25 protein-coding genes are annotated in these 26,934 nt (G+C 62.0%); 12 read left to right on the top strand and 13 right to left on the bottom strand.

Annotated elements, in window-relative coordinates; translation table 11 throughout:
* Window positions 1-149 precede the first annotated feature (149 nt).
* Together ACMGFL_RS03765 and ACMGFL_RS03760 are read right to left on the bottom strand one after the other, a co-directional pair.
* The gene (locus tag ACMGFL_RS03765; protein WP_436934200.1) at window positions 150-560 is read right to left on the bottom strand and encodes a hypothetical protein; all 411 of its coding nucleotides are present in this window, start codon (window positions 558-560) and stop codon (window positions 150-152) included.
* Between the two features lie 158 nt (window positions 561-718).
* Window positions 719-1,264, bottom strand: coding sequence for a helix-turn-helix transcriptional regulator (locus ACMGFL_RS03760; RefSeq protein WP_436934199.1), 546 nt, complete (start codon window positions 1,262-1,264; stop codon window positions 719-721).
* A 147-nt stretch (window positions 1,265-1,411) separates the two neighbouring features.
* Between ACMGFL_RS03760 and ACMGFL_RS03755 the strand changes: the two genes are divergently transcribed.
* Both ACMGFL_RS03755 and ACMGFL_RS03750 read left to right on the top strand, forming a co-directional pair.
* Complete coding sequence (locus tag ACMGFL_RS03755; protein ID WP_436934198.1) at window positions 1,412-2,047, top strand: hypothetical protein; 636 nt, start codon at window positions 1,412-1,414, stop codon at window positions 2,045-2,047.
* Between the two features lie 509 nt (window positions 2,048-2,556).
* Window positions 2,557-3,984, top strand: a complete 1,428-nt coding sequence (locus ACMGFL_RS03750; RefSeq protein WP_436934197.1) for a phosphohexomutase domain-containing protein — start codon at window positions 2,557-2,559, stop codon at window positions 3,982-3,984.
* 17 nt (window positions 3,985-4,001) lie between these two features.
* Here ACMGFL_RS03750 and ACMGFL_RS03745 read toward each other — a convergent pair whose 3' ends face one another.
* The 3 genes from ACMGFL_RS03745 to ACMGFL_RS03735 form a co-directional block, all read right to left on the bottom strand.
* Entirely contained in the window at window positions 4,002-4,853 is an 852-nt protein-coding gene (locus ACMGFL_RS03745) for a CPBP family intramembrane glutamic endopeptidase (protein WP_436934196.1), read from the bottom strand.
* 155 nt (window positions 4,854-5,008) lie between these two features.
* Complete coding sequence (locus ACMGFL_RS03740; protein ID WP_436934195.1) at window positions 5,009-5,854, bottom strand: ABC transporter permease subunit; 846 nt, start codon at window positions 5,852-5,854, stop codon at window positions 5,009-5,011.
* A complete protein-coding gene (locus ACMGFL_RS03735) occupies window positions 5,851-6,771 on the bottom strand; it encodes an ABC transporter ATP-binding protein (RefSeq protein WP_436934194.1) in 921 nt (306 codons plus the stop codon). The genes ACMGFL_RS03740 and ACMGFL_RS03735 overlap by 4 nt, the downstream gene beginning before the upstream one ends.
* Before the next feature lie 117 nt (window positions 6,772-6,888).
* On the opposite strand from ACMGFL_RS03735, the gene ACMGFL_RS03730 reads away from it, so the two are divergent.
* Window positions 6,889-7,917: a saccharopine dehydrogenase family protein gene (locus tag ACMGFL_RS03730; RefSeq protein ID WP_436934193.1), complete on the top strand. Its 1,029-nt coding sequence runs from the start codon at window positions 6,889-6,891 to the stop codon at window positions 7,915-7,917.
* Window positions 7,918-7,920: 3 nt separating this feature from the next.
* Here ACMGFL_RS03730 and ACMGFL_RS03725 read toward each other — a convergent pair whose 3' ends face one another.
* Window positions 7,921-9,615 (bottom strand): inositol monophosphatase family protein, encoded by a 1,695-nt coding sequence (locus tag ACMGFL_RS03725; RefSeq protein WP_436934192.1) that lies wholly within the window; start codon window positions 9,613-9,615, stop codon window positions 7,921-7,923.
* 116 nt (window positions 9,616-9,731) lie between these two features.
* Between ACMGFL_RS03725 and ACMGFL_RS03720 the strand changes: the two genes are divergently transcribed.
* Together ACMGFL_RS03720 and ACMGFL_RS03715 are read left to right on the top strand one after the other, a co-directional pair.
* Window positions 9,732-9,914 (top strand): hypothetical protein, encoded by a 183-nt coding sequence (locus ACMGFL_RS03720; RefSeq protein WP_436934191.1) that lies wholly within the window; start codon window positions 9,732-9,734, stop codon window positions 9,912-9,914.
* Window positions 9,911-12,805, top strand: a complete 2,895-nt coding sequence (locus tag ACMGFL_RS03715) for a bacterio-opsin activator domain-containing protein (protein ID WP_436934190.1) — start codon at window positions 9,911-9,913, stop codon at window positions 12,803-12,805. The genes ACMGFL_RS03720 and ACMGFL_RS03715 overlap by 4 nt, the downstream gene beginning before the upstream one ends.
* A gap of 5 nt (window positions 12,806-12,810) precedes the next feature.
* Here ACMGFL_RS03715 and ACMGFL_RS03710 read toward each other — a convergent pair whose 3' ends face one another.
* A complete protein-coding gene (locus ACMGFL_RS03710) occupies window positions 12,811-13,593 on the bottom strand; it encodes a TrmB family transcriptional regulator (protein WP_436934189.1) in 783 nt (260 codons plus the stop codon).
* 301 nt (window positions 13,594-13,894) lie between these two features.
* On the opposite strand from ACMGFL_RS03710, the gene ACMGFL_RS03705 reads away from it, so the two are divergent.
* From ACMGFL_RS03705 to ACMGFL_RS03690, 4 genes are all read left to right on the top strand, one after another.
* Entirely contained in the window at window positions 13,895-15,394 is a 1,500-nt protein-coding gene (locus tag ACMGFL_RS03705; protein WP_436934188.1) for a globin-coupled sensor protein, read from the top strand.
* Window positions 15,394-16,458 (top strand): PAS domain S-box protein, encoded by a 1,065-nt coding sequence (locus tag ACMGFL_RS03700; protein WP_436934187.1) that lies wholly within the window; start codon window positions 15,394-15,396, stop codon window positions 16,456-16,458. Before ACMGFL_RS03705 ends, ACMGFL_RS03700 begins: the two co-directional genes overlap by 1 nt.
* 125 nt (window positions 16,459-16,583) lie before the next feature.
* The gene (locus ACMGFL_RS03695) at window positions 16,584-16,958 is read left to right on the top strand and encodes a hypothetical protein (RefSeq protein ID WP_436934186.1); all 375 of its coding nucleotides are present in this window, start codon (window positions 16,584-16,586) and stop codon (window positions 16,956-16,958) included.
* Entirely contained in the window at window positions 16,955-17,218 is a 264-nt protein-coding gene (locus tag ACMGFL_RS03690; protein ID WP_436934185.1) for a HalOD1 output domain-containing protein, read from the top strand. Before ACMGFL_RS03695 ends, ACMGFL_RS03690 begins: the two co-directional genes overlap by 4 nt.
* 63 nt (window positions 17,219-17,281) lie before the next feature.
* Here the strand turns inward: ACMGFL_RS03690 and ACMGFL_RS03685 are convergent, their stop codons facing one another.
* The 5 genes from ACMGFL_RS03685 to gcvT all read right to left on the bottom strand — a co-directional run bounded on the left by ACMGFL_RS03685 (window position 17,282) and on the right by gcvT (window position 21,000).
* A complete protein-coding gene (locus ACMGFL_RS03685) occupies window positions 17,282-18,064 on the bottom strand; it encodes a hypothetical protein (RefSeq protein ID WP_436934184.1) in 783 nt (260 codons plus the stop codon).
* A 274-nt stretch (window positions 18,065-18,338) separates the two neighbouring features.
* Window positions 18,339-18,632 carry a hypothetical protein gene (locus ACMGFL_RS03680; protein ID WP_436934183.1) on the bottom strand — a complete coding sequence of 98 codons (294 nt, stop codon included), beginning with the start codon at window positions 18,630-18,632 and terminating at the stop codon, window positions 18,339-18,341.
* 267 nt (window positions 18,633-18,899) lie between these two features.
* The gene (locus ACMGFL_RS03675) at window positions 18,900-19,259 is read right to left on the bottom strand and encodes a hypothetical protein (protein WP_436934182.1); all 360 of its coding nucleotides are present in this window, start codon (window positions 19,257-19,259) and stop codon (window positions 18,900-18,902) included.
* 290 nt (window positions 19,260-19,549) lie between these two features.
* Window positions 19,550-19,933 carry a glycine cleavage system protein GcvH gene (gene gcvH, locus ACMGFL_RS03670; protein ID WP_436934181.1) on the bottom strand — a complete coding sequence of 128 codons (384 nt, stop codon included), beginning with the start codon at window positions 19,931-19,933 and terminating at the stop codon, window positions 19,550-19,552.
* Window positions 19,930-21,000 carry a glycine cleavage system aminomethyltransferase GcvT gene (gene gcvT, locus ACMGFL_RS03665; RefSeq protein WP_436934180.1) on the bottom strand — a complete coding sequence of 357 codons (1,071 nt, stop codon included), beginning with the start codon at window positions 20,998-21,000 and terminating at the stop codon, window positions 19,930-19,932. The genes gcvH and gcvT overlap by 4 nt, the downstream gene beginning before the upstream one ends.
* A gap of 146 nt (window positions 21,001-21,146) precedes the next feature.
* Between gcvT and ACMGFL_RS03660 the strand changes: the two genes are divergently transcribed.
* The gene (locus ACMGFL_RS03660) at window positions 21,147-21,629 is read left to right on the top strand and encodes an Lrp/AsnC family transcriptional regulator (protein WP_436934179.1); all 483 of its coding nucleotides are present in this window, start codon (window positions 21,147-21,149) and stop codon (window positions 21,627-21,629) included.
* A 132-nt stretch (window positions 21,630-21,761) separates the two neighbouring features.
* Here ACMGFL_RS03660 and ACMGFL_RS03655 read toward each other — a convergent pair whose 3' ends face one another.
* Window positions 21,762-22,778 (bottom strand): amidohydrolase family protein, encoded by a 1,017-nt coding sequence (locus ACMGFL_RS03655; protein WP_436934178.1) that lies wholly within the window; start codon window positions 22,776-22,778, stop codon window positions 21,762-21,764.
* Between the two features lie 234 nt (window positions 22,779-23,012).
* On the opposite strand from ACMGFL_RS03655, the gene ACMGFL_RS03650 reads away from it, so the two are divergent.
* Entirely contained in the window at window positions 23,013-24,500 is a 1,488-nt protein-coding gene (locus ACMGFL_RS03650; protein ID WP_436934177.1) for a proton-conducting transporter transmembrane domain-containing protein, read from the top strand.
* The gene (locus ACMGFL_RS03645; protein WP_436934176.1) at window positions 24,490-26,904 is read left to right on the top strand and encodes a DUF2309 domain-containing protein; all 2,415 of its coding nucleotides are present in this window, start codon (window positions 24,490-24,492) and stop codon (window positions 26,902-26,904) included. The genes ACMGFL_RS03650 and ACMGFL_RS03645 overlap by 11 nt, the downstream gene beginning before the upstream one ends.
* The last annotated feature ends 30 nt before the right edge of the window (window positions 26,905-26,934 follow it).

Raw genomic sequence — 26,934 nt, 5'->3', positions numbered from 1 at the left:
GGCGAATATCTGTACGAACGGACAGCCAGCAGTATAGGGCCACCTAAGCTAAAGCACCTTTGTGCTAGTCGGATTCCGAACAACGGAGAGAAAAACGGGAGAGAACCCGTTTGGGAGAGCAACGAATCGGAGCGCGAGGCCCTCAGCAGTTACTGGGCTACCAGACTCACACCGGCGTCAGTACCGATGGAGAATCCGGCCAGAGTCCCAGTAAATGCCTGATCGGCGGTAAGCTTCTGGTCGTAATCGTGATCTTCCTCGGGCGGCTCAACGGGTTCGTCGAAACTCGCGGGGAAGCCGGAGAAGTCGCCCTCCAGCGAGACCACAATTACACCGTCACCGTTACTCCGCATCTGCTTCTCCTCGAGGTCCATGCTGAACGAGTCGTCGGCTGTCAACTTCGTTGCCTCGTCGTCCTCAGCGTCTTCGGTCTGCTCTGCAGACTGATCGTCGATCTGTACCGTGTCGGGACTCGCGCCGTCGGCGGCGGCCACGCCGCCAACGCCGACTGCCATGACTGCAGCCGCGGCGAGCGCGAGTGCGAATAGTTTCGATTTCATTCTGTGTGGCGAGCGCCTGCAGGCGAGCGGACCACCGCTTCGCTGGCCTGTCGCCCGCGGCACTCACCCCACCGTTATATGAAAACCCCCTTAGAGACCCGTTGTTAACGTGTTCCGAAACTAGTTCGCAACGCCTTTACAGACTGTTTGCAGCCGTTTCAGAGCAACAGGACGACATTACCCATACCGCGACGTTTCCGCTCAACGAGGTTCTTGGTTTCAAGACTATCCAGCGACCGACTGACTGTCGCCTTCGAGAGATCGGTTCGCTCAACGATGTCCGACTGTGCCAGCACACCGTCGGCTTCTAAGACCGCTTGATAGATTTCAGCCTCGTTGTCTGCCAACCGGTCGGCAGTCTCTTCCCACTCCTCTCGACGTGCTTCGAGGAGTTCCTCTGATGGGTCAGATGCGTCGTTCGCATCTGTTTCAGTCACTGGGGCGGACGCATCGTTTCCCGTGGACGCCTGGCCAGCTATGAGAAGATACGTTCCACTTGCACCAACTGCACAGGCAGACACAGCTGCGACAGCAACGTCACGATAGCCGAAGTAGCCGCCGAGTTCGGCAACGTTTGTGTTGTTCTCTCCGACAGAAACGACGACCGGGGTAGGGCTCAAAAGTTGGACCGCGAGTACGAGCGTTCCCGCGAGAAAGACGACGGCCGCAACGAGATGCCCGCTGTGGAGGGACTTCGCCTTCATGTTCCACCCTGTCTGTGGCTTCCCCTAATCACCGTCGATTTTCTTTGGGCTGAATTGGGCGGAGTAGCCCTGAAACAGCCGTGAAACGGGTTTGAAACGCGTTTCAACACAACGCTCATGTGGCCTTTCACCCAACAACATAACGAGATGGCTAGCGACATTCACCTCCGTGTCACTGCTCTACTTGCGCTCTGCCTCGTCGGGGTCAGTCTCGGATCCTCTGGCGTCGCACTCGGCGTTGGCAACACCATCAGTGGAGACAATGCAGGACCAACGGTGAGCGTCACCGGTGATGGGATTAGTGTCTCAGACGGAGAGGAAAATCAAACAGTCGTCAAGAACATGTCGAATGTCGATAGCGTCGAAATTGTCGATCAGAACGGAGCGGTCTCTGTCAACACCCAGCGGACATCGCCGCTATCCGAGTCCGAACAAGAACGTGCGGCCGAAATAGCACGCAACAACGAGACCGTACAGCAGTATCTCGATAGTGTTACTTCCTACAACCTCGTCGTCAGTCCGGTTCGGAAACTCACCGCTGACCATTCTATAACGATAGCGGATTTCGAACTGACGAATGCAACCGGAGAAACCATCACCGGTAGTTTCGACACTTCGAACATAACGTTCGACAAGAAAAAGGACAGTGTCATCCTCCGGAGACAACCGGATTACGTGAAGGGTGTTGCGCAGGTTGAGGTGTCAGTTTCCGATGGGGAACGTGATCCCCTCAGGGCCATCGTAGATCTCCAGAACAGGACCGTCTCAGACGTGGGTAGCTAACCGCTCGTCCGATTCCACATCACGGTGCTTGAGCAACTGACTACAAAACAGCGGTCTAGCGGATCTAGTCGCCCCCTGCATAGCCATCACTACTCCAAGCAGTGAGTCCTACCCTATGTAAATCACAGTGCTGGAGACCATCAGTCAACAGGAGAGAACCCCCAATACAACGTTGATTATCCATGACGGCACGTCTTTCCCGGAAGGCCCAGTCCACACGGTTTAGTAATAGTTCCAACATCTTTATCTCACGGCAGAATGTTTGTATGGCTGATAAGAGATGGCCGCCCACAAGAATGGGAGCCACTCGTTCGACTAGCGAGTGAATCATCACTCACGAATTTAACTCTCTGTATTGACCGAACCACGACTCCATTTTTAGGTCTGCTTCGGCTGAGTGATATGCACCCTGTATTCACCCCTGGCGGTTGTGAACCAGAGCAGTCAATAATGGTTCATCGCGTTCGGTAAGCGCCATTCTTTATTATGACACGCCGTCACGCTCGCGTATGGGCGCTGGTGACTACCCCTACGAGATGATGGAGTTCGGGACCGACGGCTGGCGCGCGGCGGGCGAGGCGTTCACCCTCGACCGCGTCGGCGCTATCGGACGCGCAGTCGCGACGCTGCTCGACGAGCGGAACGCGACGGGGCCAGTCGCGGTCGGCTACGACGCCCGCGAACACTCCCGGGACGCAGCCGACCAACTCGCCGCGGCCGTCGCCAGCAGTGGCCGAGACGTGACCGTAAGCGACAGGGACTGTCCGACGCCAGCGCTCGCCTGGACCGTCCGGGAGGGGGACTACGCTGGCGGGCTGATGGTGACCGCCTCGCACAACCCGCCGGAGTACAACGGCGTCAAGTTCCTCACCGAGACCGGTTCGCCAGCCCTTCCGGCGACGACGGACGCACTCGAAGACATCCTCGCAACGCTAGAGACACCAGTCGAGACGGTCGAACTCTCGGCAATCGACCGGGAGTGGCAGGCACTCATCACGGAAGTGGACCTGCGTGACCCGTACTGTGCTCACGCCGAGTCGTTCGTCGACGCTGACCTCGACGGGGTCGAGATTGGCTACGACGCGATGCACGGGAGCGGTCGCGGGGTCACAAATGCGTTGCTCGAAGACTGCGGGGCGACGGTCACCAGCTATCGCTGTACGCGGGACCCAACCTTCGGCGGCACGCCGCCGGAACCGCTCCCGGAACACGCAGAGCAGTTGCTCGCGGCGGTGAACGCTGGCGACGTCGATCTGGGATTTATCAACGACGGCGACGCGGACCGACTGGGTGTCGTCACGCCTGCGCGTGGCTTTCTCGACCCGAACGTGTTGCTTGCAGTCCTGTACGAGTATCTACTCGACCGGTACGAACCCGGCGACGCGGTTCGAACCGTCTCGACGAGCAGTCTCGTCGACCGCGTTGCTCGCGAGGCAGGACAGGACGTTCACGAAACCGCGGTCGGGTTCAAGTGGGTCGCGGCGGCGATGGACGAACACGACGCCATCGCTGGCGGCGAGGAGAGCGGCGGCTACGGAATCGGGGCGCATCTACACAACAAGGACGGCGTGTTGCTCGCGCTCTTGCTCGCAGCAGCACACACCGAACGACCACTCGATGACCGGATCGACGCGCTGGTCGACGCCCACGGACAGATCGTACAGAGCCGACGGAGCATCGACTGTCCGGACGACCGGAAGGCCGCCGTCATCGACGCGCTCGATGGGGCAGTCCCCGACCGAGTCGCGGGAACGGAGGTCGCTGGCGTGCAGACCGTCGACGGGTTCAAGATCCGGCTCGTCGACGACAGTTGGCTGCTGGTACGCCCCTCGGGGACGGAGCCGAAACTCCGGGTCTACGCGGAAGCGCCGAGCGAGGAGCGAGTCACTGCCTTACTCGACGCTGGCGAACAGTTGCTACGGGCTGAACTCGACTGATCCCGAGCGGCGTCTCGTCACTGTCGGTGTCCCGCCGGATGCCGAGGAATGTTCCGCCAGTGGACGACGAGGACGACCGACAGTACCGCGACGCCGAGGAGGTTGAACGGTTGCATTTCGGGAGCGAGTCCGATGACGAGACCGGTAAAGTTCATCATGCCGTGAAACAGCAGCACCGCCAGAATACTCCGGCGTGTGTTGTTGTACACCCAGACGATGAGCAGCGTCTGGAGGACAATCGAGGGGAGCCACCACCAGATTTCCGGGGAGAACGTCAAGTCGTCGTAGTAGCCGGGAAACCAGACGAACGGCGCGTGCCAGACTGCCCACGTTCCGCCGTTGAGGAGTCCGGCGGCCGTCGGCCCGAAGCGGTGCTGTAACTGGTCGAGATAGTAGCCGCGAAGTCCGACCTCCTCGACCAGCGGAAAGACAAACGACAGCAGTATCGCGAACCCCATCGCTCCGGGGTCGGTCAGTAGTTCCGGATCGATAGTGATCGGCTGGTCGCTCGCGCCGACGAGAACGGCCCCACCGGCCATCACGAGGTCGAACGCCAGCCAGAACCCAAGCACGATGACCCACCACTTCGGCGCGATTCGGCCGACATCGACTATCCGATCCCAGAGGTCGCGGACCCGCGCTTTCCCGCCGGTGGCGTACGCCATGACGAGGCCAGCGAGGAGGGGACTCGACCCGCCGACGAGGAAGAACAACACGTTGGGGAACGACCAGACGGACGTACTGGAGCCAAAGAGCGGGAGCCAGAAGAGATAGGCCCAGCCGAGATAGATGAGGGGGAACCCAAACGGCGTGACTCGCCGTCTGAAGCGATGCAACCGCCGCGTGTCCGATGTCGGTCTGTCACTCATGGAGATGCCTGTTTGGGATATGTGAGCCGTGTCGTACTATCGGGGGCGAGTACCGCCCCGGTGGTTTCGACTCGGGTGTGACGTCGTCGGTTGCCGCGAGGCGTGCAAGCGTGCCGCCGGTCGCGACAGTCGATGCCAACGAGACGCGATCCGGGCTACAGGTCGGCGCTGCGAAACCGACGATAGCCGATGAGAGCCGGGACGACAAGCCAAAACAGGAGAATGACAAAGCCAAGCTCCGGGGTACCGTAGAAGACGTCGACCTCTTCGGACCCGGTGCCAGCACCGACGCTGTCGGCGATGTCGGGCAACAGCGCGATAAGCGACAGGAGATACGACGACGACGGCGGGATTTGCGTGATTAGATACACCCAGTCGGGTGTCGTCTCCGGAAGCGAGAGGCCGTTAACAACGTAGACGACCAGCAGCGGAACCGCGTCCCAGAGGAGTTCGAACAGGAGGAAGAATCCGATTGCGAACGTGGTTGCGCGCGTCGTCGAGCCGGTGCTTGCCGAGATCGAGACGATGATCCCGACGTAGGCCACGCTAAAGACGAGCGTCATCAGCAAAAACAGCAGTACTGGGGTGATCTCGACGGTGCCAAGCAGCGCGAATCCGACGCCGTAGCCGATGAGAAGCCCGACAGCCAGCGCGCTCACGAGCACGGCCGACCGGCCGATCAGTTTACCGAGGAAGACGTCACCGCGGGTGTGAGGCAGCGAGAGCATCAGTTTGATGCTGCCGATTTCACGCTCGCCAGCGAGGGACTTGTAACAGATGACGATAGCCGTCAGCGAGACGAACAGACCGACGATGCTCGTCATGAAAAAGACGAGACCGCCGACGGTCGCCTCCTCGGTCTCAGCGATAGTCGCTGGGAACTCCGTGTAGGCATACGAGATCAGCGACGCCAGGACGACGAACACGGCGACGAGCGACCAGAGCGCCCGCGACTGAATCGCGTCCCGGAAGTCCTTCTTCGCGACGGCCAGCCAGCTCATGCTTCGACCTCCTGGTCGGTGGTCGTGTACTGGACGAACAGGTCCTCCAGGGAGTACTCGTCGACAGAAAAGTCACCGACCGCGACGCCAGCGTCGTCGAGCGCGTTCAACACGTCGAACTTCGACCCGCCGCTCATCGTGACTCGCAGGTTCGCGCCATCCAGCGATGCGCTCTGGACACCCGCCAGCGACCGAACCATCGCGAGGTTGTCCTCGCCAGCGTTCGAGACGGTAATGTCGAGTGTCGTCGTCGTCTCGGTCGCCCCCCGAAGCCCGTCGATGGAGTCGACGGCCACCAGTTGTCCCTTGTTGATGATCCCGACGCGGTCGCAGATGGCTTCGACCTGTTCCATGATGTGGCTCGAAAAGAAGACCGTCGCGCCGCGGTCGTTTTCAGCCTTGATGATCTCCCGCATCTGCCGAGCGCCGTTCGGGTCGAGTCCGGTCGACGGCTCGTCGAGAATCAGAAGATCCGGCTCACCGACGAGCGCCATCGACAGGATGAGTCGCTGGCGCATCCCCTTCGAGTAGCCGCCCGCCTTCCGGTCTGCGGCTTCCAGAATCTCGACTCTGTCCATGATCGCGTCGATGTCCGCATCGACCCCTTTCGATTCGACCACGAAGTCCATGTGCTGGCGACCCGTCAGCCGGTCGTAGACGTGGTAAGCGTCGGGAAGTACCCCGATCCGCTCTCGAACCTTGACGCTCTCGCGCTGTGCGTCGTAGCCGAGCACCGTCGCAGTGCCCGACGTCGGCCGGACGAAATCCAGCAGGATATCGATCGTCGTCGACTTGCCAGCACCGTTCGGCCCGAGGAATCCGAAGATTTCGCCGTCCTCGATTGTGAGGTCTACATCGTCGACCGCGACGACGTCACCGAAGTGTTTTGTCAGTCCATCGAGTTGTATCGCTGCCATGTGAACTCTTGCCTCTGATGAGAAACATGTACCTCATAATTATGATGGGCTTACCGTCTCCTTCTGCGTCAGTCGGCGCTGATACATCTTTTTGGCCCGCCGACTCGAAGCAGTCGTATGACTGCTCTCGTCTACGGAGCCTACGGCTACACCGGGAAGCGGATCGCCCGCGAACTGACCGCTCGGGACGTCGATATCGTCGTCGCGGGACGAAACGGGACCAAAACGCGGGGACTCGGCTTTCAACTCGGCGTCGAGTCGTGCGTGTTCGACCTCGGCGAAGTTGCCGAACGTCTCGACGGCGTCGACATCCTTCTGAACTGCGCTGGCCCCGTCAGCAGGACCTACGAACCGCTCGTCGCGGCCTGTCTCGACACCGGGACACACTATCTCGACATCACGGGCGAACTCCCGGTGTTCGAGGCTATCGCCGCCCGCGACCGCGAGGCCGAACGAGCGGGGGTCTGTCTGCTTCCGGGTGTCGGATTCGACGTCGTGCCGACAGACTGTCTCGCGGCACATCTCCACGACCGACTGTCGGGCGCGACGGATCTCCGCCTCGGCTTCGAGGCGCCAGCGGAACTGTCAGGGGGGACGCTCGCGACGCTCATCGAACACGCAGACCAGGGCGGTGCGGTCCGCCGGGACGGGAAAATCGTCGACACGAGACCCGGGGACGAGCCGCGTCGGATCGATTTCGGCGCTGGCGAACGCAGTGCCGTTCGCGTGCCGTGGGGCGACGTTTCGACCGCCTACTACACGACAGGGATCCCGAACGTCGAAGTCTACACCGCCGCCCCCGAGTACGCCGAATACGGCGCTCGCGTTCTGGACGCGCTCGGGCCGGTACTCGCGCTCGGTCCAGTGAAATCGACGCTCCAGCGACTCGTCCGCTGGCTGGTCTCCGGACCACCGGAGGACGCTCGGTCGCGGGTGTACGTCTGGGGCGAGGCGACCGACGGCGACCAGACAGTCACGTCGCGACTCGTCACACCCGAAACCTACGCGTTGACCGTCGACGCCGCCGCGACCGCTGTCGAGCGAATCATCGAGCGGCCGCGTACCGGATTCCAGACGCCAGCGAGCGCCTTCGGCCCCGACTTCGTTCGCTCGCTCGACGGTGTCGAGGGCTTTTTCGACGAGTGAGTGTCACAGGTTCTCGTCCGCGAGGTGGTCGAGCAGCGCGTCGTGGAGCGGGCCGTTCGATGCGAGAAGGGGCATCCGCGGCCGCTCCCGTTCGTCCGCAAGCGAGAGCGCGTACTCCACACCGTCCGCGTCGGTCGCTCGGCCGCCAGCCTCCCGGAGGATACAGATCCCGGCCGCGACGTCCCACGGGTTGGTGTCGTACTCCCAGAGTGCGTCGGCGCTCCCGGCCGCGACGAAACACAGATGCAGGGCAGCGCTGCCGAGTCGTCGGACGCCGCGGGTCTCTTGGTAGAACGCCTGCAGAAACTCGCCGTCGGGGTCGTAGCCGCTCAAGAGCATGCTCTCGTCGAGTCTGTCGCGTGTGGTCGGCGCAATTGGTGTCCCGTTCCGATAGGCCCCGTCGTCGCGGATGGCGTAGAACATCTCCTCGGTCTCGGGGGCGTACACGACGCCGACGACTGGAGTGTTCTCCCCGTCGAGCAACGCGATGGCGATGGAGTAGTTCGGGTTGCCGTGTGCGAAGTTTCCGGTGCCGTCGATGGGGTCGACGACCCACGTGTAGGGGCTATCCCCGCCGCGTCGCCCGCTCTCTTCCGAGCGGATCCCGTGGGTGGGAAACTCGTTTTCGATCGCAGTTGCGATGATCCGGTCGCTCTGGTGGTCGGCCTCGGTCACGATGTCCGCCTTCGAGCTTTTCGCCTCGACCTGCTCGACCTGCCCGTGGAGTTCTCGAACTGGCTCACCCGCAGAGATGGCCGCCTCGCGGGCGACCCGGCAGGCGTTGGCCAGAAAGTCCTCGGGTGGTTCGCGCTCCGGCAGATACCCCTCGGGCGGTTCGCTATCGACGGTGCGAAGCCCCCAGCCGAGTTTGGCCGCGAGCGCGCCCATGAAGGAGTCGTCGTAGGACGTTCGGACGACGTGTGCCCGATAGTCAGACCCGGTAACCTGAACGGGTTCGTCCCGGTCGACGACCGTCTGATAGCGGCCGCCGTCGACCGACAGTCGGACCTCGCTGTCGGGCACGACGGTTATCTCCGTGCTCTCGCTGACGACCATCGGGCGCACACCCATGCGGTGGGTGTGCAGTGGAGTGATCTGGAGCGTGAAGTTGTCGTTGGGATAGTGGATCGGGCCGCCCGCCGAAAGTGCGATGCCAGTCGACCCCGTCGGCGTGTTGATCGCGAGGCCGCTCCCGTCGTACTGGCCGACGTACTCCTCGTCGACGAAGACGTGGAGCCGACAGATCTTCCGGTCGACCGGGCGCTCTGGCGGCTGGGGTTCGATGGTCACGTCGTTGATGCCGACCGCATCCAACCCGGCGGTGGTGACGCTGAACTGCTGACGGTCGTACACCGTCGCCCGCCCACGGAGTGTCTCGGTCAGCGCGGAGTCGATGTCCCGCGGGTCGATGCGCGCGAGAAAGGCGAGCGTGCCGGTGTTGATCCCGAGCAGGGGCACGCGACGGGGTGCAAACGCCTGAATCCCTTCGAGGAAGGTTCCGTCCCCGCCGACAGAGATGCCGAGCGTCTCCCGCCCGCCCTCGAAATCCGCCTCGCGAACGTCTTCGCCGACTTCACGGACCGTCAGTCCGATCCCGTGGGTCGTGGTCCACGACTCCAGATGGTCGAGCGCCCCAGCGTGTGGCTGTGCCGTCAGACACACGATGTTGTCCGTCATCGCAAGCCGCCGACCGTGCATACCACCCCGTTGGCAACGCCACGCAAAGTCGGTTGTGGGTCGACCTCCCCCGAGGTGCTGGAGTTCGGGCAGTGTGCCGGGACGGGTTTAAGCCCTGTCGCACCTAACCAGTTACCATGATGCGGAAGGATAGGGTCGGGTCTGTCAGGCCCTTCGTTCACTCGAAACGGACGCCCGGCCAGTCGAAGCAGTCAGAACCGATACTCGCCCCGTCGAAGCACTCGGAACAGATGCCCAGTCAGTCGCGTCACTGGGGGCGGACACCCGACCGGTCGAGTAGCTGGGAGTGGGACGCATGACAGATTCCAGCCTCTCGTCCGACGACCGGGCACTCGACCGACCGATCGACCAGGTCAGGGAGAGCTTTCTCGCGGTCGATGCGAACTGGACCGTCACCGATCTGAACGAGGCGGCCGCCGACCTGTTCGAACGATCACGAACGGACCTGCTCGACGAACCGCTCTGGACGGCACTCCCCGGACTGGCTGACTCGGCGTTCGAAAGGGAGTGCAAAACGGCACTCGAATCCGGAGTCTCACGCCGCCTCGAGGCGGAGTATCGCCCGACAGAGCGATGGCTCGAAGCCGAGGTTCGCCCGACCGAGGACGGTCTCTCGATGTCCATTCGCGACGTCACAGAACGGGTAGAGATGCGGCAGCGACTCCGCGAAAACGAGGAGGCGCTCGAACGGCTTCACCAGATTGCCTCGGACCGGGAGCGTTCCTACGGGGAGAAAATCGACAGCATGCTCGCCGTCGGCCGCGACCGCTTCGGAACGACGACGGGGTTTCTGACCCGCATCGACGCGACCACACAGGAGATCGTCCGGTCGGTCGGCGACCACCCGAAACTCCAGCCCGGATCGACCGCACCGCTGTCGGAGGCGTACTGTCGGCATACGATCGACGCCGACGCACCGCTCGCGGTCGCGGACACCGAGGCCGCAGGCTACGGTGACGACCCCGCCTACGAGCGGTTCGGACTGGGCTGTTATCTCGGTGCGACCATCACCGTCGAGGGCGAGCAGTTCGGAACGGTCTGCTTTGCCGACGAGCATCCCAGAGAGCGGCCATTTACCGAGCGGGAGGCCACCTTTCTCGAACTGCTGACTGACTGGATCGGCGCACTGCTCGAACAGCGCCGCTACGAACGGCGGCTCAGCCGCCAGCAGGCCTTCACCGAGAGCATCATGAACAGCCTCCCGGACCCCCTGTACGTCGTCGACGAGGATGGGCAGTTGCTTGAGTACAACGACCGACTGGAGACAGTCACCGGCTACGACTCGGACCAACTCGACCGGATGGAGGCGCTGGAACTGGTCGCAGACGACGACCGCGAGGCGGTCGGGGCCGCGATGGACCGGGCGTGGAACGGCGAGCAGACCGCGACGGAGGCGAATATCGAGACAGCAGCGGGCGGACACATCCCCTACGAACTGTCGGCCGCGCCGCTGTTCGACCGCTCGGGCACCGTGACCGGCGTGACTGGCGTCGGTCGGGACGTCACCGAGCGGCGGACACACGAGCGGCGTCTCTCCGGCCTGCTCGAACTGACCCGGTCGCTGATGCAGGCCCGCGACCGCGAGCACGTCGCGGAGATTACGACCAACGCGGCCGAGGAGATTCTGGGCTTCGACCACGCCGTCTTCCGGCTGTACGACAGCGAGACCGAGACGCTGAAGCCCGCTGCACTGTCTGATTCGGTGGTCGAGTCGATGGGCGAACGGCCGGTCTACAGCGTCGGCGAGGGCAATCCCGGGGAAGTGTTCGCGTCCGGTGAGTCCCGTCGTATCGACGACGTGGACGACCCACATGATGAACTCGGCGCGGTGCAGTCTGTCATGTACTACCCGGTCGGCGTCCACGGGACGATCAGCATCGGTGCGACCGAACGCGACGCATTCGACGAGACCGACGAGCAACTCCTCGCGTTGCTTGGCACGAGCGCTGCGGCAGCGTGTATCCGTGCCCGGCGAGAGCGCGAGGTCCGCGAGGCACGAGAACACACCGAGCGCGTCCTCGAACGAGTTAACGGACTCATCGAGAACACCATCGCGGTGCTGGTTCAGGCTACGGGGCGCGAAGAACTCGAACAGGGCGTCGTCGAGGAACTCGCCGCGACCGACCCGTACTCGTTTGCGTGCATATTCCAGCCCGAGATCGCGACCGACACCCTCGTTCCGAGCGCGCACGCAGGCGACGCCGACGTCGAAATCGAAACGGCGACGGTCGATTTTTCGGCTGCCGGTGACCCCATCGGGGATGCGTACCGCGAACGCGAACCGAAGTTGTGTGCCGACGTCGCCGAGTGTGCCTCCTGGGCCGACCTGACGGTCGACAGCGGTGCGGAGGCGTTTCTCGCGGTCCCACTGGTCTACAAGGAGGCGACCTACGGCGTGTTGGTCGTCTTTGCGGCCGACGTCAGCATGGTCGACGAGCGCGAACAGGTCGTTCTCGACGCCCTCGGAGCCGCAATCGCGAACGCGATCAACGCTGTCGAGCGAGGGCGGATCCTCGATTCGACCGAGAGTATCGAACTGGAGGTGGCACTCGACGACGAGACGGTCGTGTTCAGCCGTCTCTCGGCGGGAACGGACTGTACCGTCGAGTCGGTCGGCAGCGAGTTCCGCTCGGACGGTCGGACCAGACTGTATCTCGAGGTGAGGGGTGACGATACCCAGACTGTCCTCGAACGCGCACGGGAGGACGACCTGTTCACCGAACTCACCTGCATCGTCGAGCGCGACGAGGAGTGCCTGCTGGATGTGGTGCTCGATGATTCCCTGCTCGCAACGCTGACCGAGTACGGTGCCCTCCCCCAGCGTGCGGTTGGCGAGAACGGACGGACGCGGATCACCGTCGAGGTGCCGACACAGGCACAGGCCCGCGAACTGTTCGACCTGATCGAGGACGCGTACACCGGCGTCGACCTGCTGGGGTATCACGAGCGCGAGCGGCCGGTCGAGACCAGACAGGAGTTCCGTGCGTCGCTGTTCGATCGGTTCACCGACCGACAGGAGACAGCGCTCAGAACCGCCTTCCTCGGCGGCTTCTTCGACTGGCCCCGCGACGTCGACGGAAACGAACTCGCCGAGGCGATGGGCATCTCCCGACCCACCTACCACCAGCATCTCCGGGCAGCCCAGCGCAAGGCCTTCGAGGAACTGTTCGAGTCACCGACACGAGACTGAAGCCATCAGTCGTCGAGCGCGTCTCTGAGAAGCGTTCGGAGCGTGATGATGAAGCCACACTCCACGTCCTGAATGAGCGTGCCGTGATACTGGGGTGGGTCAGCAGGCGTCGGCTGCGTCTTGCTCACCATCATCGCCGAGGACCAGTCGATGAACGCAAGATGCACGACCGTTGCTTCACCCGGACGACTTGCCCAGATATCGGGGCCGTCAGTGACCTGCGCCGACGGGAACTGAGATTCGAGCCACGAGCGCATCTGTTCGGACTGGCTGAGAACGGTGAGACTGATCCCGCTCTCTACCATCTCTGCCAGCGTCTCGATATAGTCGTCGGTGAACAGGTCGTCCGCGGCAAAGATGACGAGTTCCTCGTTGGTTTCGGTGACGAACGCAGTCAGTCTCGACTGGAGTGGCTGTTTTCCCCCAAGTTGCCACACGCCGGAGGTGCTGTCGTCGTTTGTCTCTGATTCGAGGTCGACGAGTTGCTCCGAGAGCGCCGTGATTCTCTCGTGAAACGTCGCTTCGAGTTGGTCGACGATAGCCGCCGCGGAGAGCGCCCGATACCGCCGTGGCTCCCCGTCAGACACCTCGATCAGGTTCCGGTCCGCGAGCGCATCCGCAACGTCGTAGACCCGCGACCGGGGGACGTTGGCGGCGGCGCTGATGCTGGCCGCCGTTTCCTCGCCCCCCTCGAGCAACGCAAGCAGACAGCGCGCCTCGTACTCCCTGAACCCGAGGGATTCGAGGAGAGAGATGACCTGTATCTCCGCCGTGGAATGATCAGTCACAGATACGCCTCCTGACGTAAGATATGTCCAAGATCCAGATAAAGCGCCGTCTATTTCCCATAGCCCAATAATTACGACCCTCATTTTTCACGAGGGTTATACTATCTATTGTTTCATTATCCGTGAACACAAGATATTTCCTGTTGTTATTTTGGTACAACAACAACTATATGGGATTCGATGACACTTGTCAGGACACAGGTTAGTGCGACGATGACTGGTCTGGGCTCTCACTGGCACGATTACATCCGAGCAGGACCTATCACAGCATCCAAACGCCCCGCGCAAACGGAAAACAATAATGGCTGAAAGCACCAAAATCACAGACGAAGAACGGGGACAGGTTGATGGCACACAACTGACCAGCGAGATCGGAATCAACCGTCAGGAGATAGCGTGGCGAAAGAGCTTTACGAACTTCGAGGAGTCGGACGAACAGCGACTCGGAGCCCTCGAGGACGTCGTCGAACCGGCTTTCGACGGCGCAGTGGAAGGGTTTTACGACCATCTGCAGGCGTACGACGAGACGCTCGAAATCTTCGGCCGGTCGAGCAAGGGAATCGACCAGCTCAAACAGACACAGCGGCAGTACCTCGAGGAACTGTTCGACGGACAGTACGACAGGGCACACTTCGAGCGTCGTGCCCGCATCGGCAAGATACACGACATGCTCGATCTGGGGCCGAAGATCTATCTCGGCGCGTACACCGTCTTCTACGAGCATCTCATCGACGCGGTCGTACGCGATCTGAAGGCCGACCTCGCACGGGCAGACGACGATACGTCAGTCGAGCACGAGGACACGCTCGCGCCCGAAGCGGCGCTCGACGAACTGGCCACACGAATCCAGTCGATGCTGAAGGTGATGAACCTCGACCAGCAGGTGGCGATGGACACCTACATCAACTCCTACAACAGACGACTGGAAGGGGAACTCGAACGGCAGCAGGAGGTCATCGAGGAGGTCGATCACGGGGTGACCGAGGCGACACAGACGGCCGAAGATATCGCGAGCAGCACGGAGACGATAAGCGAGAACGCCAGCAGTCAAGCCGAGGCGATGGAAGAAGTATCAGGCGAGGTGTCTGATATGTCGGCGACCGTCGAAGAGATCGCTTCGACCGCAGAGGAGGTGGCAGCGACGAGCGAGACTGCCGAGCAACTCGCCGAGGAGGGGCGTGAGGCAGCGACTGAGGCGATTACCGTCATGGAACGCGTCGACGACTCCGCACAGACGGTCGCCAGTGACGTGAACACACTGCAGGAACGCATCGACGAGATCGACGAGATCGTCGACGTGATCAACGACATCGCCGAGCAGACGAACATGCTGGCGCTGAACGCCTCAATCGAGGCGGCCCGTGCTGGGGAGGCTGGCGAAGGGTTCGCGGTCGTCGCGAGCGAGGTGAAATCGCTCGCCGAGGAGTCACAGGAACACGCAAGCGAGATCGAAGAGATGGTCACCGACATCAAAGCAGACACCGAGGAGACCGTCGAGAGTCTGGAGACGGCGACTGAGGAGGTCGGCCGGGGGATCGACCAAGTCACCGACGCGATGGACACGCTACAGGACATCGCTCAGTCCGTCCAGGAAGCGTCACAGGGGATTCGCGAAGTCTCCAGCGCGACGGACGACCAGGCCGCAAGCACCGAAGAGGTCGCGAGCATGGTCGACGAACTCGTCGAGCAGGCAAACACCGTCGCCGACGAGATCGAGGATGTCGCTGCCGCAAATCAGGAACAGGCGGCGAACGTCGAGCAGATAAACGAGACAGTCAAGCAACTGACCGACGACCGATAATGAGAGAGTCGGAAGCGCCAAAATCGATACAGGGTGAACTCCTCTACGAAGCAATCGAGCAGACGACCGACGCAGTCTACGTGACCGACCCCGAGGGAGTCATCGAGTACGTCAACCCCGCGTTCGAGGAGATCACCGGGTACGAGAGAACGGACGTGGTCGGGAAGACACCGCGCGTGCTCAAGTCGGGCGAACAAGACGAGTCGTACTACAAGGAGCTCTGGGAGACGATTCGGTCAGAGGAGCGCTGGGAAATGGAGATCGTCGACGAGACCAAAGAGGGAGAACGGATCGTGCTCGATCAGACGATTTCACCGATTACGACAGCGGACGGTGAGATAGCGAAGTTCGTCGCAGTCGCCCGTGACATCACGGAACGCAAGTCCCGGGAGCGTGAACTCGAACTGTTCAAGCAACTGCAGTCGCGCGTGCTACGGCACAATCTTCGGAATTATCTAACTATCGTCATGCTACACGCCGAGACGATGTCGCAACGTCTCGATGCGGAGCACGCCGAACTGGCGGAATCAGTGCTCTCGGCAGCGAACGAACTCGAAACGCTGACCGAGAAAACCCGGACGATCGAACGGCTCCTCGACCAGCAACTCACGCGAACGACACTCACACTCGAAGCGGAACTCCGGTCGCTAGTCGATCGATATCGTGAACAGTTCCCGACGGTGTCGTTCACGGTCGGTTGCCCTGAAGGCTGTCAGGTCTGGACGGTTCCGGAGGTCTCACTCGTGTTCGAGAACCTGCTAGATAATGCCGCCAGATACAACACCAGCAGGGACCCGACCGTGGACGTGACGGTGGCAACCGACGACAGCGCCGTAGCGGTGTCTATCAGCGATAACGGCCCGGGCATCGCCGAACAGGAATTGCGTGCCCTCACAGAGAACGATGCGACGGCGCTCAACCACGAGACAGGAATCGGACTCTGGGTCGTGACATGGGTTATCGATCGAACGGCTGCATCGCTGTCGTACGAGACTGGCGACACCGGAACGACAATTACAATCGACTTCCCACGACAGAGTGGACCCGAGGACAGCACGTGCTGACTCGTGTTTCGAGAGAAACAGCACGGTGCTAAAATATCAATATAAAATACAGACGGCGTCAGGACGAACGAGAGCCGTACATATCAACCCAAAGAGATTAGCTGGTTGCCGTAGACGCACCTGTAATGGACTCCGTCGAGGAACTCGGCGAACGCTGGTATCGGATCTTCAAAACGCTCTCTGCTGGCCCGCGACGGCAGATAATCGGGTCGTTACTGGAATCGGAGCCTGACCAACAGCTACTGCTTCCGGAAAGCGCGAACATGCCGGAGTACCGCCTCGATCCGGAGGTGCTGCACACCAACCTCGTCCACGAACACCTGCCGATGATGGCACACGCGGAGTTTATCGAGTGGGAACACGAACCGTTTTCGGTGAAACGCGGCCCCCGATTCGAGGAGGTGGCCGCAGTGCTGCTGGCAATCGATGCCTACGACGACTTCCCGGAGCATCTAATCGAAGGATGTCACTTTCACGAGCAGAATAGCGTGAAACCATGAGTTCCCGTTACACCATACTCCCTCGCCTCGTCGAGATACTCGCTGAGACGGAGGGGTGTGCGCCCCACGAACTCGACTACTCGCTGCAGGAGTACATCGAGACAGACGCGCTCGTGACGCTTGCCGCCGCAGACCACACCGACTGGCAACTCACGTTTCAGGTTCCGGACCACACTGTCGAGATTCGCGGGTCCGGCGAGATACTCGTCGACGACACGCGATACGAGCAGCCAGAGGAAGTTAAAAATCAGACTTCGTAACCGTCAGACTCATCTTCGAGACACGGTCCCAGGTTCTGCCCAGAAGCACAGTCCAGCGGTCTCCTATCCCTGTTGACCAGTTACTCGGCTGTTGTAGATTCGCCACTCCCCCTGGTAGGTTCGCAGCTCGTGGGTGAGCTGTCTGCGATTGCTTTGTGTCCCGGACGATTCGCTGCTCAGTTCGGTCGTCTGAGCGACCTGTGCCTCGGCCGTCTCACCATCGACAGTGATGGATTCGATTGTCATCTCGACGTTGATATCGTACTGCTGGAAGAGCTGTCTCGTCCGGTCCTCGGTGCTGTCGTACAGCGGTGATTCGGGATGGATCGTATCCATGTAGCCGCCGAGGTTTTCCTGTTCGATCGTTCGTGCGTTCTCCTGCAACACGGAACGGATCGCCGCTCTGTCGGTGTTGCCGCTGTTGGACGAGCCACCGTCGTCGTTCAACTGGAGGAACGCGATGATGCCGACGGCGACCACACCGCCGCCGACGAGCAACGCGCGACGACTGATGCCGTCGTCACCGCCACCCTGTGGTCCCTGACCGCCCGGCCCCTGTCCGCCTGGTCCCTGCGGCGGCTGACCACTCTGTGGCTGTTGTTGCTGTCCCTGTTGTCCACCGCGTGGCTGTCGCTGTTGTCCTGGTTGCTGACCGCCTTCTGGTTGTCCCGGTTGTTGGCCGCCCCGTGGCTGCTGTCCCGACTGACTGCCCCGTCGCTGCTGTCCACGCGAGCGTGACGAATCGTCGCTTCGACACAGATAGCCGAGCAAATCGTGCTGTGTCGACGGAACAGCGGCACCGACCGTCCCGCGCTCTGTCGCGTCTGGGTACGAGTGCTCGGACATGATGAGACATGTGTTCGATCTGCTTCGAACTATTTCAACGTATGGTTCAGTTTACGTCTCGTGGAGAGAGACAGGCCCGCGAAGCGGGGACATCTCAGTCGATAGTGAGTGTCGCTGTCGTTTCCACTGTGTCCCCGTAGGTGTTCGTTGCCGTGACCACGACCTGATAGTCCCCGCCGACGTATCGGTCCGGGGGCGAAACGGTAATCGATGGCGACGGGGCATCTGAACGCGGTCAAAGTCGAGGGCGTACTCTCCGGCCTCTGTGACCCGGTCATCGCTGCTTGCATCCGCCACGTCGCTCGTCACCTCCCAGTCCGTCCAGAGTTGACCGACCGTGATCTGGCTGGTGTTCTGCGCCGAGATGAGCAGTCACTGACAGGTCGCCACACCTGGTCTCTGTGAACTCCCACCGCGACTCGTCGTCTCGCACGATAACTGACCCGCGCATCCCGTCGTCGTGGTGGGCGTAACACGCGTAGTAGAAGCCGATGTGGTCGAGCGTCTTCGACTCCAAGCACGGGCCCGTCTTGAGGTCGGGGACGTATTTTGGGCATGGTCTGTCCACACTTCCTCGCGGTACTCCCCAGAGGCCAGTTCGACAGTGTCACCGGGTTGGGCCTCTCCGAGCGCGTACTGGATAGTCCCCCGCGGATCGCTCTCGCCTCCCGTATTACTATTGTCGCCGTCCGGGGAGACGTACAGCGTGGCCATGCACTAGAAATTGACTGATTCCGCAAAAAGTTTGAGCTGTGCCGGGATCCGTCTGCGAATAGTCACACACAGAGAAATCTGAAACTAGTTATAATTAATGAGTTCCGCGCCGGTCACAGCGTCAGGGGGCAAGCAGGAAGAAGACGACGAGCAACACGACCACAGCGAGTACCATCGAGAGTTGGACCCACGTGTGAAACTCGGCGTCGGCAAACAGTCGAAGCCAGTCGTCGAACACGTCGTACAGGAAGGTCAGACCAAAGAGCAAGAAGGCAAAGACGGCAATCGAGAGCGTGGTCTCGACCGATCCAGTCTCTGCGAGGCCCTCGACAACGAACAGCAGCAAGGAGATGATGACCAGATAGGAGATCCCGAGCGTCGTCAACGCCACGAACTTCCGGTAGCCGTCCACCATTCGGTCGGTCCGGGGAACGAGCGAAACCAGGAAGTATGCGATCAACACGACTGTGATCAGTACCATCGTGAACGGGGTCTCCGATGTGGCCATATTGGTTTCTCTCAGGCCGTCGGTTTGATACTGTCGACTGTTTTCCGTACGACTGTCAGTTCGAGACTGTTGGGGGTAGCTCACAACAACTCCTTCTCGCATCTGTGCGACAACCCCAGTCCCAGCACACCAAGAGCAGTTCGATATCCCGACATAGGGTTTATCGGCGATGCGCGTACCCGGCCAGAGACAGAGAGACAAGGCTCCGCCTGTCGGACGAAGACCGCCGCTGTTTGTCGATTGTTCGGAGAAGTCGTATCGAGCTATTCGATCTGCTCGCGGTACTGGTCGGGCGAGAGCAGGTCGTCAAGTTCGGACTCGTCGTCGAGTTCAACAGTGAGTAGCCAGCCGTCGCCGTAGGGGTCGTCATTTATCAGTTCTGGCTCGTCGAACAGCGCCTCGTTGGCTTCGGTGACGGTTCCCGAAACCGGCGCGTACAGGTCCGACACCGCCTTGATCGATTCGACGACGCCGAACGAGTCACCCTGCGTGAGATCGTCGCCCTCGCTGGGTAACTCGACGAAGACGACGTCACCGAGTTCGTCCTGCGCGAAGTCGCTGATGCCGACGTGCGCAGTTTCACCGTCGACGCGAACCCACTCGTGTGAGTCCATGTACCGACAGTCGTCTGGAATCTCGAAGCTCATGATAGGAATGGGGGCGTGGTGGTACGTCCTTTCTTCGGTTCGTCGCGAACGACGACGCGAACCGATCGGTCCTCAGCGGCGTACTCCGGCGGGAGATACCCGAGCGCGATCGGTTCGTCGAGTGTGGGACTCATCGTCCCGCTCGTGACCTCCCCGAGTGACTCGCCGTCGGGGCTGCGTATCTCGTGGCCGTGACGCGGAACGCCTCGATCGGTGAGAACGATGCCGACGAATCGCTCCGCCGATCCCTCGACGTCGACGCCTTCGAGCGCATCACGCCCCACGAATTCGGTGTCGAGCGCGACGACGAACTCGATCCCCGCCTCGTAGGGGTTCCGCGGGTTGTCCTCGGGGTCGAAGTCCTGCCCGGCGAGCAGAAATCCCATCTCGATGCGGAGCGTATCGCGCGCACCGAGCCCACAGGGTTGGCAGTCGAACGCGTCCCACACGGTCTCGGCTTCGTCCCACGGACAGAATATCTCGAATCCGTCCTCGCCGGTGTAGCCGGTGCGGGCGACAAGTGCGTCAACGCCCGCGACGGCCCCGGCTTCGATATCGAACCGCGAGAGCTTCGAGAGGCGCAGATCGGTCCGATCGGCCACCCGGTCGGGCGCGTCCGGTCCTTGAATCGCAAACAGCGCGTACTCCTCGGTGCGGTTGGTGACGGTTGCGTCGAACCCCCATCGGTCGCGGTGGGTTCGCCAGCGCTCGGCCATCGACTCGTCGTTGCCCGCGTTCGGCACGAACAGGTACGCGTCCTCGTGGTCCTCGGGCAAGCAGTAGACGACAGTGTCGTCAAGCAGCACGCCTGCCTCGTCGGTGATACCCGAATACTGCGCCTCGCCTGGGTCGAGCGCCCCCACGTCGTTGGTCGTCAGCCGTCCCATCAGCCGCGTAGCGTCGGGGCCAGACACCGTCACTTCGCCCATGTGTGAGACGTCGAACTTGCCGACGGATGCACGGACAGCAGCGTGTTCGTCCGTGATCGAGTCGAAGGAGACGGGCATCTCCCAGCCGCCGAACTCCATCTGCCGGGTGTCGTGTGCCACCGGCGGTTTCCTGACCATACATCATCTCTGACCGCCGTGCCCCTAACGGTTGTGCTGGGTGGAGCGAGTCGTTCGATAAACCAATAATCGCGATATCAAATAGTCGCGGAGCGGCCGTCGCAGAGACGTACAAAGATAAAGTAGCTTTGCCGTGACGTACCAGTATGGACGACGAAACCATCGACGACGTCGACAGAGCTATCCTGTACGCCCTGCAGACGGATGCACGAAAGATGTCGTCCGGGGATATTGCGGAGCGAACCGGGACGTCCGATAGTACAGTCCGCAAGCGAATCCAGCGACTGGAATCAGACGGTATCATCAAAGGATACAGCGCCGAGGTGGACTATCAACGGTCGGGCTACCCGCTCCGGATGTTGCTGTACTGTACGGCATCGATTCCCGAGCGCGGTGACCACATCGACGAGATTCTGGAGATAGACGGCGTCGTCTCGGTCCAGGAACTGGTGACCGGTGACCAGAATCTGCTCGTGACGGCCGTCGGGGAGTCAGACAGCGACATCACGCCCGTCGCACAGGAACTGCTCGAACTGGGACTGACAGTCGCAGACGAAGTGCTCGTCAGAAGTCACGAGACGACACCATTCGGCAAGTTCGACTCCGAGCGAAATGGGGAAAGCGACTAATAGTGTTTGTTGCGATTCTTTACCGCTGTCGTGCAACAAGACATCGGTTACACGGCGTGAAACACCGATATCTGTGACGCGGTTGCGAAAATCACCGCAACAAACACTATAACACATCACGCGCTTCAGCAATTAGTACACCACGCGTTTCACATCGAGCGCAGTCGCGCGCCGGACGACTGCCCGAACGGGGTCGGTCGTTCCCGCCAGATTGTCCGAGTCACCGTCGAGGACTGTGAGTGCCGCCCGCCGTCCGTGGGCAATAACACCGTAGTCGAGTCCGATGATCTCGGCACCGGCCGCCGTCGCCATCCGCAAGACGGTCCGGTCGGGGATGTCGAACTCCTTTGCCGTGTAGGCCATCTCCCGGAACATCGACGGCTGATTCAGCATCACGTTGTCCGTACCGAGCGCGACTGTCGTGGACTCGAGCAGGTCGGATATCGGGGGGCGACCGACGCCGAGGACCGTGTTCGCACGCGGGCAGACCGCGATTGGGACTGACTGCTCGGCGACGCGTTCGAGATGGTCCTGTTGTGCATGAACCATGTGGACCAGAAGATCGGGGTCTAGATCGAGGGCCGGGTGGATGTCCGTGTCGTCGGGTTCGCCAGCGTGGATGGCAAACGGCACGTCGTGTTCTCTGGCTGCAGCGCGCTGTTCGGTGAAGTCGGCGTCGTTCGCACCGCTCGCACCGAACCCGTCAGCGACCGACAGGACGGCCTCGTCGTCACTGCCGAAGATGAATGGGTCGATAGAGAGCGGTTCGGCCGCCTCGCGGAGTGCGCGCGCGCCAGCGACCCCTGACTCCCGGAAATCGAGCGTGGATACCGTTCCGGTTCGTTGCATAAAGCGAAGCGTTCGGCGCATGGCAGTCACGAGTTCCGCCCGGTCGGCCGCGGCCAGTTTGCGGTGTTTCAGGCTGTCCGGCGGTGCGACTGCTTCGTCGAGCGACAGGCCAGCACCGGCGTCTTTCGCGACGGAGTCGCCCAGATGCGTGTGCGCGTTCACAAACGCCGGGAGAATGATATCAGTCGACGTCGTCGCTTCCTCCACGACATCTGTGATGCGACCGTCCTCGATGACGACACGGCCCGTGGTCGGTTCGAGCGATTCCCCGACGAGGATGGTTCCCGCTAACTCCTCCATAGCGAAACTGTAGCCCCTGTGCCAATATGTGTTTGTCCACCCGAGAACGAGGAATGCGGACCTCGGCCGCTGCCAACGTAGATAAACATAATGTTCTTTAATTCAAGTTTCGAGAACAGATTGGTAATATAGACAGATTTAATAACCGTACTGTTCATAGAAGGTGTAGAGACGACCGATGACTGGTTTCAGGTGGAACACGACTGTGGTTGCTGGCCAGGGGTGGGCTGAGCGATGACAGGGCAACAGGGGACGACGACAGTTGGACAGCTTCCGACGCCGACGGGGACTGAATCGCGCCGTCCAGCGGTGCTGACGCGGGTCGTGTGGCTCCTCTGGTTCGTCAGCGTCGGCGCGCTGGTCGCACAGTTCCAGCGTGGCGAACCGCTCGAAGTTGCGGGACTGGTCGTCGTGGACGGGCTGACGGTGGTGATGTGGGTGACAGTCACGTTCTTCAGCGGCATCGTCCACAGTTACTCGCGGCGGTACATGGCCGGGAATCGGACCATGAACGCGTTCTTTGGATGCGTGTTCGCGTTCACACTGAGTGTGATGGTGCTGGTCGCGGCGGACAACCTCGTGGTGTTCGGGGCGGCGTGGATAGCGATGGGACTCGTGATGGCTGGTCTGATCGGCCACAACAGGGAGTGGCCACAGGCACAGGCCGCAGCACGGCTCGCACGTCGGTACTTTCTCGCGAGCGGTGTCCTGCTCGGACTCACACTCGGAATTCTGTGGTGGCACACCGGCGCGAGCACCGTCTCCGGAATCGCGTCGACCGTCGGGACGCTCCCGTCGACAGTCGTGCTGGTTACCGCCGGTGGGCTCTTGCTGGCGGCGATGGTCCAGTCTGCGCTCGTTCCCTTTCACACGTGGTTGCTCGCCTCGATGACCGCACCCACGCCAGCCTCGGCGCTGATGCACGCTGGCTTCGTCAACGCGGGCGGGGTTTTGCTGGTGCGCTTTGCGCCCGTCGTCAGCATTCACGCCGAGTTCATGCTCGCCGTCGTGCTGGTCGGCGCAACGAGTGCACTCGCCGGAAAGCTCCTGAAGACCGTCAGAGCCGACTTCAAGGGCAAACTCGGCTGCTCGACCGTCGGCCAGATGGGCTTTATGATCATGCAGGCCGGACTGGGCTTTTTCGGCGCGGCCATCACGCACCTCATCCTGCACGGCTGTTACAAGGCCTATCAGTTCCTCGCCTCGGGGAGTCAGATTGCACACGAACACCCAGCGAAGGCGAAGACGACCCGTTCGATGGGGGGAGTCGGCGCTGTCGTGACCGTCGGCACCGCGCTTGCGGGGGGTGGCCTGTTCGCGCTCCTCACCGGCAAGGGGACGAAACTGGACACCGGCCTCTTGCTCGCGCTGCTCGTCGTGCTGACAGTCATGCACGCGACCCGCGAACTCGTCAGACAGCCCTCGATACCGACCACGGTTCGCTACGGGGCGGTTCCGCTGGTCGCGCTCCCGGCGATTGCCGTCTACGCGGCCGTCTACCGCGTCATCGAGAGCCTCCTCGTGGACTTGCCCGCAGTCGGACAGCCAGCAGAACTGACGGCCGTCCACGGACTGGTCGCCGTCGTGTTCGTCGTCCTGTATCTCGCTATCGAGAGTCGCGTTTATCAGCGCAGTCAGCGCCTGTACGTTGCGCTTTTGAACGCGACCCAGCCACCGTCCAGCACCCAACTGACCGCAACGGAGGACTACCATGAGTACTGAGCCCGCAATCGAAGAGAGCATCGAGACAGCAGCAGAATCAGTCGGTTCCGTCTGGCCGCTTCACTCCTTCGTGACGGCAAACCCGCTCGCCGGGTTCGAGGATCAGCCGTTTCACGAGGCCGTCGCAGACGCCGAGCAGACGTTGGGCGGGGACGGCTATCCCAGCGCAGACGTGTTCCGTCGCGCGTGGGAGTCCGGGCAGATCGATCCTGCAATTCTCAGGGCGCGACTGACCGAGCACGGGCACGACAGCGACCCCGAGGCGAGCCTCGACCGCATGGCTGCCGCGGAGTCGGTCGACTCGGCGGACGCGGCGACGACGGCGGCGGATCGTGTCGATGCTGTTCTGACGAAGTGGCTGGCCGCCTTCTTCGACCAGGGCCAGACGGAGTGGCCCATGCCGGACCGCGAGCAGGGGTTCTACGACGCGTTCCGGTCCGTGGCACGCTACGACAGTGATATCCCCGAGCGGGGTGCAATCGCGAATCTGCCCGACGAACCCGTCGACGCCATTCAGGACTGTCTCGCCGAGTACCCCGTCGGCGACTGGCAGGACATCTTCGAGTTCCACCTGACTGCGCTCCCGGGCTGGACTGGGTTTCTCAAACAGCGCATCGACGACGACACCGTCTGGCAGTCGACGTATCCCGTCACGCTCTCGGGCTATCTTGCGGTACGCCTGACGCTCGCAGACCAGTTCGACGCGCCGGTCACACCGACTGAGAGCGGGAACGAGCGCACGGACGACGGTGACCGTCCACTGCAGGAGGTCTGGCTGAGCGCGTGGGAGGCGAGCTATCGCTCGGAACTGGTCGACGCGCTCACCGACGCGAGCGCGTCACTCGCCAAGACAGACGAGCGCACAGACCAGAATCGACCGGACGCACAACTGGTGTTCTGTATCGACACCAGATCCGAGGTCATCCGCCGCCACATCGAAGCCACCGGCAACTACGAGACCCACGGATACGCTGGCTTCTTCGGGGTTCCGATGCGCTATGAAGGGTACGACGCCGACGTGGCCGTCGACGCCTGTCCGCCGATTCTCGACGCGGAACATCGCATCGCGGACCGTCCCACTGCGGACGCCACCGACGAGTACGACCGCTGGCACGCTACGCTCGACGCCGGAAAGTCTGCGGTCAAGCGCCTCAGAGCAAACGCCGCGACCGCGTTCAGTTTCGTCGAGAGCGCTGGAGCGGGGTACGGGGCCGCGCTGACCGCCCGGACGCTGCTTCCGGGCCGAGTCTACGACCTGCTCGACACCGCCGACACGCGCGCGCCCGACGACCACGAGTGCTGTGAACCGACAGTGGATTACAACCCGGACGCGGTTCACGAACTGCGCGAGGGGTTGACGCTCGACGAGAAAGTCGAGTACGCCGCGACGGCCTTCGAACTCATGGGCTGGGAGCAGTTCGCCCGCGTGGTGGTGTTCACCGGCCACGCCAGCCAGACCGCGAACAACCCCTTCGACTCCAGCCTCGACTGCGGTGCCTGTGCCGGAAATCCCGGCGGCCCGAACGCCCGCGTCCTCGCGGCCATCTGCAACGACGACCAGGTCAAAGCCCGACTCCGCGAGCGCGGAATCGGCGTTCCCGAGGACACTCTCTTCGTCGCTGGCGAACACAACACGACGACCGACGAGGTGACGCTGTACGCCGGCGATGTCCCAGAGACGCACGCGGCTGACATCGAACAGCTCCGTGCAGATCTGGAAACCGCGCGCGCCGGTGCGACTGCCGAGCGCGTCGAAGACATGGAGACGATGGCCGATTCGGCCAGCCGCGAGACCGAACGCCGTGCCGCAGACTGGGCGGAAACGCGCCCGGAGTGGGGGCTGGCCGGGAACGCAGGATTCGTCATCGGCCCCCGGGAACTCACCGATGGACTCGACCTGGACGGTCGCTCCTTCCTCCACTCCTACGACTGGCGGACCGATTCGGACGGCGACGCCCTCGAAGCGATCATGACCGGGCCGATGGTCGTCACCCAGTGGATCAACACCCAGTACTACTTCGCGACAGTCGACAACAGAGTCTACGGGAGTGGCTCGAAGGTGACCCACAACCCCGTCGGGAACGTGGGCGTCTATCAGGGCAACGGGGGCGACCTGATGACCGGTCTCCCACTCCAGTCGGTGATGAGCGGCGACGACGAACCGTATCACCAGCCACTCCGTCTCTCGACGGTGATACACGCACCCGTCGAGCGTGTGACCGAGATTATCGCAGACTGCACGGAGTTGGCTACTCTCCTCGATAACGACTGGCTCTCGCTGACCGTCGTCGACCCCCAGCGCGACCATCAGCCGCTCCACTACGACGGTGACCGCAACTGGACGCCACTCGAGACAGCCGAGACGGAACCAGCGACCGCCCCGACGGTCGCAGACGACGACTGAGTGTGCGCCACCCGGGAGCCGACAGTAGTT

Origin of the sequence: Halovenus marina, assembly GCF_051414115.1 — an archaeon.
In the GTDB taxonomy this organism is placed as follows: domain Archaea; phylum Halobacteriota; class Halobacteria; order Halobacteriales; family Haloarculaceae; genus Halovenus; species Halovenus marina.
Note: the sequence above shows the minus strand (reverse complement) of the source record. Positions and strands in the feature narration are given on the sequence as shown.

Coding starts and splice junctions, on each gene's coding strand:
- ACMGFL_RS03765 (WP_436934200.1), bottom strand. CDS start 560: ATGAAATCGAAACTATTCGCACTCGCGCTCGCCGCGGCTGCAGTCATG.
- ACMGFL_RS03760 (WP_436934199.1), bottom strand. CDS start 1,264: ATGAAGGCGAAGTCCCTCCACAGCGGGCATCTCGTTGCGGCCGTCGTC.
- ACMGFL_RS03755 (WP_436934198.1), top strand. CDS start 1,412: ATGGCTAGCGACATTCACCTCCGTGTCACTGCTCTACTTGCGCTCTGC.
- ACMGFL_RS03750 (WP_436934197.1), top strand. CDS start 2,557: ATGGGCGCTGGTGACTACCCCTACGAGATGATGGAGTTCGGGACCGAC.
- ACMGFL_RS03745 (WP_436934196.1), bottom strand. CDS start 4,853: ATGAGTGACAGACCGACATCGGACACGCGGCGGTTGCATCGCTTCAGA.
- ACMGFL_RS03740 (WP_436934195.1), bottom strand. CDS start 5,854: ATGAGCTGGCTGGCCGTCGCGAAGAAGGACTTCCGGGACGCGATTCAG.
- ACMGFL_RS03735 (WP_436934194.1), bottom strand. CDS start 6,771: ATGGCAGCGATACAACTCGATGGACTGACAAAACACTTCGGTGACGTC.
- ACMGFL_RS03730 (WP_436934193.1), top strand. CDS start 6,889: ATGACTGCTCTCGTCTACGGAGCCTACGGCTACACCGGGAAGCGGATC.
- ACMGFL_RS03725 (WP_436934192.1), bottom strand. CDS start 9,615: ATGCACGGTCGGCGGCTTGCGATGACGGACAACATCGTGTGTCTGACG.
- ACMGFL_RS03720 (WP_436934191.1), top strand. CDS start 9,732: ATGATGCGGAAGGATAGGGTCGGGTCTGTCAGGCCCTTCGTTCACTCG.
- ACMGFL_RS03715 (WP_436934190.1), top strand. CDS start 9,911: ATGACAGATTCCAGCCTCTCGTCCGACGACCGGGCACTCGACCGACCG.
- ACMGFL_RS03705 (WP_436934188.1), top strand. CDS start 13,895: ATGGCTGAAAGCACCAAAATCACAGACGAAGAACGGGGACAGGTTGAT.
- ACMGFL_RS03700 (WP_436934187.1), top strand. CDS start 15,394: ATGAGAGAGTCGGAAGCGCCAAAATCGATACAGGGTGAACTCCTCTAC.
- ACMGFL_RS03695 (WP_436934186.1), top strand. CDS start 16,584: ATGGACTCCGTCGAGGAACTCGGCGAACGCTGGTATCGGATCTTCAAA.
- ACMGFL_RS03690 (WP_436934185.1), top strand. CDS start 16,955: ATGAGTTCCCGTTACACCATACTCCCTCGCCTCGTCGAGATACTCGCT.
- ACMGFL_RS03685 (WP_436934184.1), bottom strand. CDS start 18,064: ATGTCCGAGCACTCGTACCCAGACGCGACAGAGCGCGGGACGGTCGGT.
- ACMGFL_RS03675 (WP_436934182.1), bottom strand. CDS start 19,259: ATGGTACTGATCACAGTCGTGTTGATCGCATACTTCCTGGTTTCGCTC.
- gcvH (WP_436934181.1), bottom strand. CDS start 19,933: ATGAGCTTCGAGATTCCAGACGACTGTCGGTACATGGACTCACACGAG.
- gcvT (WP_436934180.1), bottom strand. CDS start 21,000: ATGGTCAGGAAACCGCCGGTGGCACACGACACCCGGCAGATGGAGTTC.
- ACMGFL_RS03660 (WP_436934179.1), top strand. CDS start 21,147: ATGGACGACGAAACCATCGACGACGTCGACAGAGCTATCCTGTACGCC.
- ACMGFL_RS03655 (WP_436934178.1), bottom strand. CDS start 22,778: ATGGAGGAGTTAGCGGGAACCATCCTCGTCGGGGAATCGCTCGAACCG.
- ACMGFL_RS03650 (WP_436934177.1), top strand. CDS start 23,013: ATGACAGGGCAACAGGGGACGACGACAGTTGGACAGCTTCCGACGCCG.
- ACMGFL_RS03645 (WP_436934176.1), top strand. CDS start 24,490: ATGAGTACTGAGCCCGCAATCGAAGAGAGCATCGAGACAGCAGCAGAA.